Here is a 13,514-nt window from a genome sequence, read left to right as displayed (position 1 = left end):
TCGATACCCTGACGGGGTATGAGTGAGCTCGGTCATGGTCGCGCAGTGCGCGCCCGGGAAGACGGCAGACGTCGTTCCGGGCGCTCGTCGCGCATGGTCCTCTTCCTCATCGCGGCATTGACGATGACCGCCGGCCTCCTCGCGCTTCCCCATTCCGGGGAGATGTCCCAGGCGATGCAGTCCTCGGGCGCTGCATCCGAGATGAGTCACGAGGGGATGCCCGAGCCCTCCGGCTCGGCGGCCGCCTCGGCGAACGACTGCGCGGACATGCCGTGCACCGGCGACCACGATCCGCTCACGCCCTGCATCATCGTGCTCATGTGCACGATCGCCGCGATCATCCTCAGCCTGCTCATACCGCTGCACCGCGCCGGCATGATCCGCATATCCCGCAGTGAGCTGCCGAGCTCGCGGACGCCCTTGCCGCCGATTCCGGCACCCCCGGATTCGCTCGCTCCCCGTCTCACCGTTCTCTCCATCAGTCGGACGTAGACCAGCCCAACGTCGCCTTCCCCGACGTTCTCGATCTCGTTCATCAGCGACCGCTGACCGACACCGGCCCCGCCTCGGCGCGCCCGCCTGACGGCGCTCGCGGCACCGCCATGCGACCCGCTCGACCGTGCGATCACGCGTCGACGCATCTGGGCCACCTCACTGACTTGGAGACACCTCATGACCGACCACCGACCCCTTCACCGACCCCAGAACCCACGTTCCCTCCGCCGCCGCGGCTTCCTCACCGGTACGCTCGGCATCATCGCGCTCTCCGCCTGCGCCCCGCAGTCCCGTGCAACCGGGTATCTCAGTCCCGACGACGCCCGCATCGGCGAAGTCGAAGCCGCCCGCGACACCACCGGCGACACGGTGACCGTCGCCCTCACGGCCGCGGCCTCGACCCTGCAGATCGGCGGCACGACCGCTCGGACCTGGAGCTTCGGCGAGATCCCCGCACCGGTCATCCGCATGACCCGCGGCGATCGCCTCAAAGCCACCGTGCGGAACGATCTGCCGGAGGAGACGACCGTCCACTGGCACGGGCTCGCCCTGCGCAACGACATGGACGGGGTGCCGGGAGTCACCCAGGACCCCATCCCTGCCGGCGGGTCCTACACCTACGACTTCATCGCCCCGCAACCTGGCACGTACTGGTTCCATCCGCACGTCGGAACGCAGCTCGACCGCGGACTCTACGGCGCCCTCATCGTCGACGATCCCGAGGAACCGCTGAACTACGACCGTGACTGGGTGATCATCCTCGACGACTGGCTCGACGGCGTCACCGCGACACCCGACGACGTCCTCACCGAACTGTCCAAGGGGATGGGCGGCATGGGCGGGATGGACCACGGCGGAATGGGCGGCCCGATGCGTATGGGCAACACGCTCATGGGAGCGAGCTCCGATGTCCTCGGCGGCGACGCAGGCGACGTCTTCTACCCGCACTACCTCGTCAACGGGCGCGGTCCCGACGATCCGGAGACCTTCGACGCGAAACCGGGCGAGAAGATCCGCCTGCGCATCATCAACGCCGGCGGGGACACCGCGTTCCGGGTCGCTCTCACCGGGCACCGACTCACCGTCACCCACACCGATGGATTCCCCGTCGAGGCCGGCGATGCCGCCGTGACCGACTCCCTCCTCATCGGCATGGGTGAGCGCTACGACGCCATCGTCACCGTCGGTGACGGCGTCTTCGCCCTCGTCGCCGAGGCGGAGGGCAAGGGAGCGCGCACGCATGCTGTGCTGCGGGCTGGGTCCGGACAGGTGCCCGGGCTCGACGGCGACCTTGACGAATTCGGATCGGCTCCGCTTGCTGCCGAAGCGCTCACTGCGGCCAAGGCCGTCGCGCTGCCGCAGAAGCGGCCCGACCAGGAGCTGACCATCCGCCTGACCGGGTCGATGGCGAAGTACGACTGGGCCTTCGACGGGAAGCGCTTCGACCATGAGAAACCCCTGACGAACGCGTGGGGCATCAGCGAAGGCGAGCGGGTGCGGGTGCGCTTCGTCAACGACACGGACATGTGGCACCCGATCCACCTCCACGGGCATACATATCAGCTCGCCGACGGCGGTCCGCGGAAGGACACCTCGATCGTGCTGCCGGGTGCCACGCTGACGATCGACTTCGACGCCGACAACCCGGGCCGGTGGCTCACCCACTGCCACAACGTCTACCACGGTGAGGCCGGGATGATGGGGGTGATCGCCTACCGGGCGTAGGGCTCGGGCCGGTGGGAACGGCCACCTCGGCGGGTCCGTTCCCACCACACCGACCCCGCACATGACGAAGGCCCCGAACCATCAGGTTCGGGGCCATCGCCTACGAGTTGCTGTCTCAGAACTACTCGAGTGGAGGTAAGGGGACTCGAACCCCTAACCCTCTGCTTGCAAAGCAGATGCGCTACCAATTGCGCCATACCCCCAGGTGGGTTATCACCCTACACCGAGTCGGTGTGCTTTGACCATTCGGCCTGGGCACGCTGATTGCTGTGCCGCCACCGGAAGAACACTCCCAACCCCACGAGCGTGAGACCGGAGAGAATCCACTTCTTCATGATCCTCCTCGAAAGGAAGTGGGCCTACCTGGACTTGAACCAGGGACCTCTTCGTTATCAGCGAAGCGCTCTAACCGCCTGAGCTATAGGCCCTTTCGGGGTGAACCCGAAGTAAAAATATACCGAACCGGTCATCCCCTGCACAAATCCGCGCGCCGTGACACGCCTCACAGCGTGCCGGCGCGCGGATCGTCGACGACCGAAGGGACCGGTCTCAGTCGTCGGTGAGCGTGAGGTGGAAGCCGCCGGCGATGAGCGAGCCGATGTTGTAGATGAAGGCCGCCAGGGTCGACAGGGCCGTCATCAGCACGATGTTGATCACCGCGATGATGAAGCCCGCGGCGACGACGCGGCCGAAGCCGAAGATGCCGATGATGCGCTCAGCGGACTCGGCGCCGGCTAGCTCGGTCATCGTCGCTTCGAGGCCGCTCATCACGCCCGTGGCCTGGAGGACGACCCAGAGGACGATGAAGGCGACGATCGTGGCGATGCCGATGGCCACGGACATGAGGAACGACATCTTCATGACCGACCACGGGTCGACCGCGGCGACGGTGAGGCGAACGGTCCGGGGACCCTTCTTCTTCTTTCCCTTGCCGTTGTCGACGATGTTCTTCACGCCCATCTTCACACCGCCGGAGCTCGCCCGGACGGTGTTCGAGACGCTGCCCTTCACCGAGGTGGCCGGACCGCTGCCGGTCCCCGACGATCCCTGCCCGGCAGAGTTCGATCCCGCCGAGCCCGATCCCGCCGAGGTGGCGGTCGTCGACGGTCCCGACCCGGTCGAGGGCGCCCGGTTGGGCTTGGGTGAGGCCTTGGGCGCAGGAGGGGTGACGACCTTGGCCTTCTCGGTCGCCGGAGCCGACCCCGACGCAGACTTCGCCGAGGTGTCGGCGCCCTTGCTCGGAGCCGGTGCGGAACCGGAAGAGGTGTCGTTCTTCGCAGAGCCTGCGGTCAGGCGGGTCGATCCGCTCGACGTCCTGATGATCTTGCCAGGCCCTGGCTGCTTGTTCTCGCTCACTCTTCCACATCCTCGCTGGCGGTCTCGGTCGCTGCGACCTCAGGCGCTGCAGCCTGCGGTGCCTCGACCTCGGTCTCGACTGCCTCGGCTTCGTCTTCGTCTTCCACTGCGGTCTCGGGTCCACGGGTTACTGCGATGATACGGTCATTCTTGCCCGGCTTCGCGAACACCACACCCATGGTGTTGCGTCCCTTCGCAGGAACCTCGTCGATGTTCGACCGCACAACCTTACCGCGCTCCATGACGACGAGGACCTCCTCACCGTCTTCGACGATGAGTCCGCCCACCAAGTCTCCGCGCTGTTCGGTGATCTTCGCAACTCGGATTCCGAGGCCGCCGCGGCCCTGGACGCGGTACTCGTCGACGGGGGTCCGCTTGGCGTAGCCGCCTTCGGTGACGACGAAGACATAGGTGCCCGGCTGGACGACGTCCATCGTCAGCAGCTCGTCGTCGTCCTTGAACTTCATGCCCGTGACACCCCCGGTGACACGGCCGAGCGGACGGATCGAGTCGTCATCGGCAGCGAACCGGATCGACATGCCCTTGCGCGAGATGAGCAGGAGATGGTCCTCGGATCCGACGATGCGCGCGGAGACGAGTTCGTCGGGTTCGCCCTTGTACTCGCGGAGGTTGATGGCGATGACGCCGCCGGTGCGGTTCGAGTCGTATTCGCTCAGCCGGGTCTTCTTCACGACCCCCGACTTCGTGGCGAGGATTAGGAACTCCGCCTCGTCGTAGTCGCGGATCGAGAGCACCTTCGCGATCGTCTCGCCCGGCTGAAGTGCCAGGAGATTCGCAACGTGCTGTCCCTTCGCGTCCCGGGAACCCTCAGGGATCTCATAGGCCTTCGCGCGGTAGACGCGACCGGTGTTGGTGAAGAAGAGCAGCCAGTTGTGCGTCGAGGTGACGAAGAACTGCTCGACGACGTCGTCGCCGCGCAGCTGCGCGCCCTTGATGCCCTTGCCGCCCCGGTGCTGGGCACGGTAGAGCGTGGACTGGGTCCGCTTGGCGTAGCCGCCGCGCGTGATCGTGACGACGACCTCCTCCTCGGGGATGAGGTCCTCCATCGACACGTCCCCGTCGAAGCCGGCGAGGATCTTCGTGCGCCGGTCGTCGCCGAACCGCTCGACAACCTCGTCGAGCTCCTCGGAGACGATCTCACGCTGACGCGACGGCGTTTCGAGGATGTGGTTGTACTCGGCGATGAGCGCCTCGATCTTCTCGGCCTCCTCCTGGATCTTCAGCCGCTCGAGGGCCGCCAGCCGGCGCAGCTGGAGGTCGAGGATCGCATTCGCCTGGAGTTCGTCGACCTCGAGGAGCTCCATGAGCCCGGCCCGGGCTTCGTCCGAGGACGGCGAACGGCGGATGAGGGCGATGACCTCGTCGAGGGCGTCGAGGGCCTTGAGGTAGCCGCGGAGGATGTGGGCCCGCTCCTCGGCCTTGCGCAGCCGGAACTTCGTCCGGCGCACGATGACCTCGATCTGGTGCTTGACCCACAGGCGCAGGAACGAGTCGAGCGAGAGCGTGCGCGGCACGTTGTCGACGAGCGCGAGCATGTTCGCGGAGAAGTTCTCCTGCAGCGAGGTGTGCTTGTAGAGGTTGTTGAGCACGACCTTGGCCACGGCGTCGCGCTTGAGCACGATGACCAGGCGCTGACCGGTGCGTCCCGAGGATTCGTCGCGGAGGTCGGCGATGCCGGCGACCTTGCCGTCCTTGACGTACGAGGCGATCTTCGCGGCCAGGGTGTCCGGGTTGACCATGTAGGGCAGCTCGGTGACGACGAGGCAGGTCCGTCCCTGGATCTCCTCGACCTCGACGACGGCGCGCTGCGTGATCGACCCGCGGCCCGTGCGGTAGGCGTCCTCGATGCCCTTGTGTCCGAGGATCGTGGCACCCAGCGGGAAGTCGGGGCCCTTGACGATGGTGAGGAGGGCTTCGAGCGCCTCCTCCTTCGTCGCCTCGGGGTGGGAGAGCAGCCACTGCGCTCCGGCGGCGAGTTCGCGCAGGTTGTGCGGCGGGATGTTCGTCGCCATGCCCACCGCGATGCCGGCGGAACCGTTGGCGAGCAGGTTGGGGAACCGGGAGGGCAGCACGACGGGTTCGAGGCTGCGGCCGTCGTAGTTGGGCTGGAAGTCGACGGTGTCCTCGTCGATGTCGCGGACCATCTCCATGGCCAGCGGCGCGAGCTTGCACTCGGTGTACCTCGGGGCTGCCGCGCCGTCGTCGCCGGGCGAACCGAAGTTGCCCTGTCCGGCGATGAGCGGGTAGCGCATCGTCCACGGCTGGACGAGGCGGACGAGGGCGTCGTAGATCGCCGAGTCGCCGTGCGGGTGGTACTGGCCCATGACGTCGCCGACGACGCGGGCGCACTTGGAGAAGTTGCGGTCGGGGCGGTACCCGCCGTCGTACATCGCGTAGAGGACGCGGCGGTGGACGGGCTTGAGGCCGTCGCTGACGTCGGGCAGCGCGCGCCCGACGATGACGCTCATCGCGTAGTCGAGGTACGACCTCTGCATCTCGAGGTTGAGATCGACCTGCTCGACGCGGTTGATCTCGGTGGGGGTGTCGAATTCGTCAGCCAATGTGGGCTCTTCCCTTGTGTTCGAACCGTTCTTCCGGCGTCAGGCGGGCGACGCGAACGGCGGCGGGTGGAATGCGGATGGCAGGTCCCTCGCCGAGGTGGTCCCACCTCGGCGAGGTCGTGCTCAGATGTCGAGGAAGCGGACGTCCTTCGCGTTCTCCTGGATGAAGCGGCGGCGCGAGTCGACGTCGTCGCCCATGAGGACGGTGAAGATCTCGTCGGCGACGATCGCATCGTCGAGGGTGACCTGCTTGAGCAGGCGGGTGTCGGGATCCATCGTCGTCTCCCACAGCTCCTCGTAGTTCATCTCGCCGAGGCCCTTGTACCGCTGGATCGCCTGATCCTTGGGCAGGCGCTTGCCTTCGGCCTTGCCGGTGGCCAGCAGCGCATCCCGCTCCCGGTCGGTGTAGGCGAACTGGTAGGGCGCGTTCGACCACTTGATCTTGTACAGCGGCGGCATCGCGAGGTAGACGTAGCCGTGCTCGATGAGCGGCTTCATGTACCGGAAGATGAGCGTGAGCAGCAGCGTGGTGATGTGCTGGCCGTCGACGTCGGCGTCGGCCATGAGGATGATCTTGTGGTAGCGCAGCTTCTCGAGATCGAACTCCTCCCCGATGCCGGTGCCGAAGGCGGTGATCATCGCCTGGACCTCGTTGTTGCCCAGCGCCCGATCGAGGCGGGCCTTCTCGACGTTGAGGATCTTTCCGCGCAGCGGCAGGATCGCCTGCGTGAAGGGGTTGCGGCCCTGGACGGCGGAACCGCCGGCCGAGTCGCCCTCGACGATGAAGACCTCGGAGATGTCCGGGTCCTTCGACTGGCAGTCCTTGAGCTTGCCGGGCATGCCGGAGGTCTCGAGCAGTCCCTTGCGGCGGGTCGCCTCACGGGCCTTGCGGGCGGCCAACCTGGCCTGCGAGGCCTGCAGCGCCTTGCGCACGACGTCCTTCGCCTGCGCCGGGTTCGACTCGAACCAGTGGCCGAGCTCGTCGCGGACGACGCGCTGGACGAAGCCCTTGACCTCGGAGTTGCCGAGCTTCGTCTTCGTCTGTCCCTCGAACTGGGGATCGCCGACCTTGACGGAGATCACGGCGGTCAGGCCTTCGCGGATGTCGTCGCCGCTGAGGTTGGGGTCCTTCTCCCGCAGCAGCTTCTGCTCACGCGCGTAGGCGTTGACGAGCGAGGTCAGCGCGGTGCGGAAGCCCTCTTCGTGCGTGCCGCCCTCATGCGTGTTGATGACGTTGGCGTAGGTGTGGACCGATTCGCTGTACGCTGTCGTCCACTGCATCGCGATCTCGAGTGAGAGGGTCTGTTCGGACTCCTCGGCTTCGAAGACGATGATGTCGGGGTTGATGAGGTCGACCTTCTTGGCCGAGTTGAGGTACTGGACGTAGTCGAGGAGGCCGTGCTCGTAGCGGTAGGTCGCCTCGCGCGGCTTCGCGTCGACCTCTTCGTCCTCGTCGATCTGGACGTTGTCGTCGTCGACCTGCGTGTGGCGTTCGTCGATGAGTCGGATCTTCAGGCCCTTGTTGAGGAAGGCCATCTGCTGGAAGCGGGCGCGCAGGTACTCGTACGAGAAGTCCGTGGTCTCGAAGATCTCCGCGTCCGGCCAGAACGTCACGATCGTCCCGGTCTCCTCCGTCGGCTCACCGCGGGTCAGCTCACCGGTGGGCACGCCGCGGCGGAAGTCCATCGTCCAGTGGTAGCCGTCGCGCAGGACCTCGACGTCGAGGCGCTCGGACAGGGCGTTGACGACGGTCGAACCGACGCCGTGGAGGCCGCCGGCGACCGCATAGCCGCCGCCGCCGAACTTGCCGCCGGCGTGGAGGATCGTGAGGATGACCTCGACGGTGGGCTTGTGCTCGGTGGGGTGCATCGCCACGGGCATGCCGCGACCGTTGTCGGCCACGCGCACGCCGCCGTCGGCGAGGATCGTCACGTCGATGTCGTCGGCGTAGCCGGCCATCGCCTCGTCGACGGAGTTGTCGACGATCTCCTGGACGAGGTGGTGGAGGCCGCGCTCCGAGGTCGACCCGATGTACATGCCTGGACGTTTGCGGACTGCCTCGAGACCCTCAAGTACCGTGATATCCCCGGCATCGTAATGGGACTGTTCCTCGGTCGTCATGTGACTCCTCGTGCAAATGAACGCTATCAGCTGTCCATTCTACCGCGCGCACGCCCGAAATGCCCGCAAGCGGCTCAGAAACGTCCATTCCCGCTTTTACCATGCGGGTCACGTACCCCCGGACACGATCGGTCCCGGCTGTCGCGCCTGGAGGCCTTCTGGGGATTTTCGGATCACCATCCCGGGAACGGCGCCGCCGTGTGCCGAATCAGGCGCCGACCTTCACCCGAAGGTGTCGCGCGGACCCCGGCCGCGGACGCTGCGCGGACCCTTCTTGAAGCTGCGTCCCCGCGGCCCACGGATCTCGAGTTCCGTGATCGTCTGCGAGCCGAGACCCGCCTCGAGTGCCTTGAGGATCGTCGGCCGCAGCACCCGCAGCTGTGTGGCCCACGTCGTCGAGTCCGCGGCGATGACGAGCAGCGGCGGGGAGAAGTCGACGGGTGTGCAGTGTCGGGCGACCTGGTGGCCGACGAGGTCGGGCCACCGCCCGAGCACCTTGCCGATGTCGATCGACGACGACCATCCCTGCGTGGCGATGAACCCGCCGAGGACCGAGGAGATCGAGGTGGGATCCCTGCGATCCTTGCCCGCCGAGGTGTAGGTGACCTCGGCGCGGATGCGCGAGCGGCGGCGGCCGGTGAAGAACCGCGCCTCGGTGACCTCCATCCGCCGCACCCGATCGAGGGCTTCGAGGGCGGCGACCGGGGTCGCGGCGTCGCGTTCGATCCCGCTCATCGGTGGCCCCCGCTCATCAGGCCGCTCCCGCGGCGAGCAGTCTCGCCTGGTCGATCCGGGTGCCTCCGAGGCCGGCGGGCAGATCGGCGTCGACGGCGGCGGTGACGAGGACCTGCTCGGCGTCCGTGATCCGCGAGGCGAGCCGGCTGCGGCGCCCGGAGTCGAGTTCGGCGAAGACGTCGTCGAGGACGAGGATGGGCTGTTCGGCGCTCGACCCCGCATCCGCGCTGAGCAGATCCCAGCCGGCGAGCTGCATCGCCAGGGCCAGCGACCACGTCTCCCCGTGCGAGGCGTAGCCCTTGGCCGGGTGCGATCCGATCATCAGCGCGATGTCGTCGCGGCCCGGCCCGTGGAGAGTCAGCCCTCGGTCGATCTCGGTCGCTCGTCGGCGTTCGAGGGCGGCGAGCAGGAGTTCCCGGCATTCGGCGGCCGAGGTCGCCTGCGAGTAGTCGATGCGCGAATCGTAGGTCGCGCTCACCCCCTGCCGCTCGAGGCGGGCGTCGGCGGCGATGTAGGCGAAGTTCTCCTTGAGCGGGTCGACGATGTCGGCGAGCACCCGCTGCCGGCCGAAGACGAGCTCGGAGGCGGCATCGGCATAGGCCATGTTCCAGATGTCGAGGGTGGCCTCGAGCCCGGGGTCGCGTTCCTCCCGGAGGCGCTTGAGCAGGGCGTTGCGCTGTTTGAGCGCACGGTCGAAGTCCTGGATCACCGAGGCGAAGCGCGGGTTGCGGGCGACGACGAGGGTGTCGATCCAGGCCCGTCGCTCCGCCGGCTCCCCCCGGACGAGGCTGAGGTCCTCAGGGGCGAAGACGACGGCGGAGACGAGTCCGAGGATCTCCCGGATCCGCACCGGAGAGCGGTTGACCCGCGCCCGGTTGGCGCCCTTGGACTGGATCGTCACCTCGACGGCTGCATGCCGCTTGCCCCGGTTGACCAGGGCGGAGACGGTTGCGGTGCCCGTGGTCTCACGCACGAGCGGGGCGTCGAAGGCCACCCGATGCGAACGCAGGTGCGCGAGATACCCGACGGCCTCGACGACGTTGGTCTTCCCGGTGCCGTTGTCGGCCACAAACGTCGTGACCCCGGGCTCGAATTCCAGGTCGAGCACGGGGTACGAGCGGAAGTCACGCAGCGAGAGTCGGGATATCCACATTCAGATGCGGGTGGGCATGAGCAGGTAGCGATACGACTCATCGGCCGAGGAGTCGAGGTCCTTCTGGCCGGAGATGATGACGGGCTTCATCGGCTGGGTGAAGGAGAAATTCACATACGGGCTCTCGATGGCCGCGAGGCCCTCGGCGATGTAGTGCGGGTTGAATCCGACGGTGATGGGCTCGCCCTGGAGGACGGCTTCGACGGCTTCGGAGGCCTGGGCGTCATCGCCGGTGCCGGCATGGAGGGTGAGCATCCCGTCGCTGACCTCGAACCGCAGCGGAGTGTTGCGCTCGGCGACGAGGGAGACGCGGCGAACGGCTTCGCGCAGCACCGCGGTCTCGACGATCGCGTGGATCGGCACGGAGTCGGGGAAGAGCGAACGGACCTTCGGGTACTCGCCCTCGACGAGCAGCGAGGTCGTCACCCGCCCCGCCGAGGTGAACGAGATGAGGTCCTTGCCCGCATCGGTGCTCAGGCCGATCGTCACATCCCCGCCGAGGGACTTCGAGACGTCGCCGAGGGTGCGACCGCGCAGCAGAGCCACAGCGGAGACGTCGGGACGTCCGGGGTTCCAGGTGAATTCGCGGACGGCGAGGCGGTAGCGGTCGGTGGCCAGGAGCGTGACCTTCTCGCCTTCGATCTCGACGCGCACACTGGTGAGGATCGGCAGAGTGTCGTCCTTCGAGGTCGCGATCGTGACCTGGGAGACCGCGTTCTGGAACTCACCGGCCGAGACGGTGCCGGAGTCCTCGGGCACCTGCGGCAGCGAGGGGTACTCGGCCACGGGCATCGTCATGAGCGAGAAACGCGAAGAACCGCAGGTGACGTCGACCTTCGAACCGATCTGCTCGAGCGTGACCTCCTGGTTGGGCAGGGCCTTGGAGATGTCGGCGAGGAGACGGCCGTAGACGAGCACCGTGCCGGGAGAGACCACCTCGGCGGAGATCTCGACACGGGAGGAGACCTCGTAGTCGAAGACGGCGAGGCGGACCGTTCCGCCGGTCTCGGCGGTGATGAGGATTCCGGTGAGGACGGGAGCAGAGGGGCGATTGGGGAGGGTCTTGGTCGCCCAGGTCACGGCGTCGGCAAGGACATCGCGGTTGACTTTGAACTTGAGAGGGGTTGCTTCGTCGTTCACTTTACTCCTTCGGGATATCACCCGACGTGCATTCGGCTTCGGCGTGACGGTGCTCGGAAAACTGTACACAGCCTATCCGATTCCGCGATACCCGAGGATGGGCGGAGGAGCGGGGAGGACACGCGGAGGAACCGAGCGAATCTCGGATCCGAGAACCGGTTTCCGAGGCGTGTTCGAATCTCGAACCGATCGTTCGCTCAGCAGCGCGGAGCTCGTCAGGTCATCGTCAGCAGGCGATGGCGGTCGCCCTCTTACCTCTTGAGATTGATTCAGCAGAAGTATCAGCACCTGTGGATCCTGTGGACGGAGGCGACCCATGCCGCGCAGCATCTGGGATCCCTACCTCCGAATGGGTGTGGACCGCATGTGCATCGGCGCCGGGGCGCCCGGGAGAGCTTGGGTAAGCACAGGCGTGTAGTTCACATCCGTCCACGCAGCCTGAGGCCGTCGTCCCCAGGGTTATCCCCACTGTGGTCAGTCTGTCCCCAGAGTTATCCACAGGTGTGCATAGCGTCTTCTATAGGCGGTGCTGCTGTTTGATGCGGTTTGTGAGTTCGGTGACCTGGGTGTAGACGGCCCGTCGTTCGGCCATCTGCGTTCGAATCTTCTTGTTCGCGTGCATGACCGTCGTGTGATCGCGCCCACCGAAGGCCTGGCCGATCTTCGGCAGGGAGAGATCGGTGAGCTCGCGGCAGAGGTACATCGCGATCTGCCGGGCTGTCGTCAGCGTCCGCGAACGGGAGGTCCCGCACAGGTCGTCGAGGGTGAGGCTGAAGTACGCGGCGGTCTGTCCCATGATGTCGGCTGCCGTGATCGCCGGGGTGTCGTCCTGCGTGATGAAGTCCTTGAGGACGGTCTCGGCCAGAGACACGTCGACCTGCTGGTCGTTGAGGTTCGCGAAGGCCGTGACGCGGATGAGCGCGCCCTCGAGCTCGCGGATGTTCGAGGACACACGTGAGGCGATGTACTCGAGGACGTCGTCGGGGACGTCGAGGTGCTCGCCGGCGGCCTTGCGGCGCAGAATCGCGAAGCGCGTCTCCATGTCCGGGGGCTGGACGTCGGTGAGCAGGCCCCACTCGAACCGGGACCGCAGCCGCTCCTCGAAGCCCTTGAGCATCTTCGGCGGTTGGTCGGAGGTGATGACGACCTGCTTGGCCTCATTGTGCAGGGCGTTGAATGTGTGGAAGAACTCCTCGACCGTGGCGTCCTTGCCCTGGAGGAACTGGATGTCGTCGATCATGAGGATGTCGACTTCGCGGTAGCGGCGCTGGAACGCCGGACGCAGCGCGTTCGAGGTCCGGGACGAGCCGATCGTGTTGATGAAGTCGTTGACGAACTCTTCGCTCGAGACGTACTTGACGCGGATCTCGGGGAAGAGCTGTGTGGCATAGAAGCCGATCGCGTGGAGCAGGTGGGTCTTGCCCAGCCCCGAATCGCCGTAGATGAAGAGCGGGTTGTACGCCTTCGCCGGTGCTTCGGCGACGGCGAAGGCCGCAGCGTGGGCGAAGCGGTTCGAGGCGCCGATGACGAAGGTGTCGAACGTGTACTTGGGGTTGAGCTGGGCGACGCCGGGAACGTCGACGGGCGGGGTGGGGGTCTCGGTCGCCTCGGCGATCTCGACCTCGACGCGGGAGACCGGCTGCTGGGGACCTGCGGCGGTGCGGTTCTCCACAGGCTCCGGCGCCGGCGTCGGAGCCGGAGTCTTCACCTCGGGGGGTGCTGTCTGCGGGATCCCGGCCGGCTCGGGACTCGGCGTGGGCACGGATGCGGAAGCCGCCTCGGCGGGATGGTCGGTTCCGGACTCGTCGATGAGCTCCTCGAAGCGGATGGGCACGTCGAGTTCGGGATCGACGACGAAGCCGAAGGTCACGTCAAAGCCCACGACCTTGGAGAACTCCCTGGTCAGAGGTTCGAGAAGGCGGGTCTCGATGGTCCGGCGGGAGTGCTCGTCACGGACGGCGAGGAGGACGAGGGCATTGTCGACGAGCGCCTTGGGAACGGCGAGGTAGAGGAAGCTCTTCTGGTGCCGGGACAGATCGGCGTCCTGATCCAGGGTCGAGACCACCGTTCGCCATTGGCCGATGAGCTCGTTCTTGGAATTCGACACCGTCGGTCCTCTCGCTTGTCATTCTCATTCGTCGCATGCTCCACACCTGTGCATGACTTCCACACAGTTTTCCACAGTTTGTGGAGGAGTGACGAGTCAG

At 66.6% G+C, this 13,514-nt stretch carries 9 protein-coding genes and 2 tRNA genes; 1 reads left to right on the top strand and 10 read right to left on the bottom strand.

Annotated elements, in window-relative coordinates; genetic code table 11:
* Positions 1-206: 206 nt before the first annotated feature.
* Positions 207-536: a hypothetical protein gene (locus tag AACX88_RS00055; RefSeq protein ID WP_339391071.1), complete on the bottom strand. Its 330-nt coding sequence runs from the start codon at positions 534-536 to the stop codon at positions 207-209.
* Between the two features lie 136 nt (positions 537-672).
* Between AACX88_RS00055 and AACX88_RS00050 the strand changes: the two genes are divergently transcribed.
* The gene (locus tag AACX88_RS00050; protein WP_339391070.1) at positions 673-2,220 is read left to right on the top strand and encodes a multicopper oxidase family protein; all 1,548 of its coding nucleotides are present in this window, start codon (positions 673-675) and stop codon (positions 2,218-2,220) included.
* A gap of 130 nt (positions 2,221-2,350) precedes the next feature.
* Here the strand turns inward: AACX88_RS00050 and AACX88_RS00045 are convergent.
* The 9 genes from AACX88_RS00045 to dnaA form a co-directional block, all read right to left on the bottom strand.
* Positions 2,351-2,423, bottom strand: a tRNA-Ala gene (locus AACX88_RS00045).
* 151 nt (positions 2,424-2,574) lie between these two features.
* A tRNA-Ile gene (locus AACX88_RS00040) sits at positions 2,575-2,648 on the bottom strand.
* 121 nt (positions 2,649-2,769) lie between these two features.
* On the bottom strand, positions 2,770-3,576 hold the full coding sequence (locus tag AACX88_RS00035; RefSeq protein ID WP_339391069.1) for a DUF3566 domain-containing protein: 807 nt from the start codon (positions 3,574-3,576) through the stop codon (positions 2,770-2,772).
* Positions 3,573-6,158 (bottom strand): DNA gyrase subunit A, encoded by a 2,586-nt coding sequence (gene gyrA, locus AACX88_RS00030; protein ID WP_339391068.1) that lies wholly within the window; start codon positions 6,156-6,158, stop codon positions 3,573-3,575. The genes AACX88_RS00035 and gyrA overlap by 4 nt, the downstream gene beginning before the upstream one ends.
* A 123-nt stretch (positions 6,159-6,281) precedes the next feature.
* Entirely contained in the window at positions 6,282-8,279 is a 1,998-nt protein-coding gene (gene gyrB / locus AACX88_RS00025; RefSeq protein ID WP_339391067.1) for a DNA topoisomerase (ATP-hydrolyzing) subunit B, read from the bottom strand.
* Positions 8,280-8,501: 222 nt separating this feature from the next.
* On the bottom strand, positions 8,502-9,014 hold the full coding sequence (locus tag AACX88_RS00020) for a DciA family protein (protein ID WP_339391066.1): 513 nt from the start codon (positions 9,012-9,014) through the stop codon (positions 8,502-8,504).
* Between the two features lie 16 nt (positions 9,015-9,030).
* Positions 9,031-10,167 (bottom strand): DNA replication/repair protein RecF, encoded by a 1,137-nt coding sequence (recF, locus tag AACX88_RS00015; protein WP_339391065.1) that lies wholly within the window; start codon positions 10,165-10,167, stop codon positions 9,031-9,033.
* Positions 10,168-11,307, bottom strand: a complete 1,140-nt coding sequence (gene dnaN / locus AACX88_RS00010; protein WP_339391064.1) for a DNA polymerase III subunit beta — start codon at positions 11,305-11,307, stop codon at positions 10,168-10,170.
* A gap of 517 nt (positions 11,308-11,824) precedes the next feature.
* Complete coding sequence (gene dnaA, locus AACX88_RS00005) at positions 11,825-13,414, bottom strand: chromosomal replication initiator protein DnaA (RefSeq protein WP_339391063.1); 1,590 nt, start codon at positions 13,412-13,414, stop codon at positions 11,825-11,827.
* Positions 13,415-13,514: the final 100 nt, after the last annotated feature.

The sequence above is a fragment of the Brevibacterium metallidurans genome (assembly GCF_037101285.1).
Taxonomy (GTDB): domain Bacteria; phylum Actinomycetota; class Actinomycetes; order Actinomycetales; family Brevibacteriaceae; genus Brevibacterium; species Brevibacterium metallidurans.
The sequence above is the reverse complement of the archived record's forward strand: the minus strand, read 5'-3'. Positions and strand labels throughout refer to the sequence as shown.

What these genes read in the sequence shown, in the direction of transcription:
- AACX88_RS00055 (WP_339391071.1), bottom strand. Translation starts at nt 536, where the DNA reads ATGAACGAGATCGAGAACGTCGGGGAAGGCGACGTTGGGCTGGTCTAC.
- AACX88_RS00050 (WP_339391070.1), top strand. Translation starts at nt 673, where the DNA reads ATGACCGACCACCGACCCCTTCACCGACCCCAGAACCCACGTTCCCTC.
- gyrB (WP_339391067.1), bottom strand. Translation starts at nt 8,279, where the DNA reads ATGACGACCGAGGAACAGTCCCATTACGATGCCGGGGATATCACGGTA.
- AACX88_RS00020 (WP_339391066.1), bottom strand. Translation starts at nt 9,014, where the DNA reads ATGAGCGGGATCGAACGCGACGCCGCGACCCCGGTCGCCGCCCTCGAA.
- recF (WP_339391065.1), bottom strand. Translation starts at nt 10,167, where the DNA reads ATGTGGATATCCCGACTCTCGCTGCGTGACTTCCGCTCGTACCCCGTG.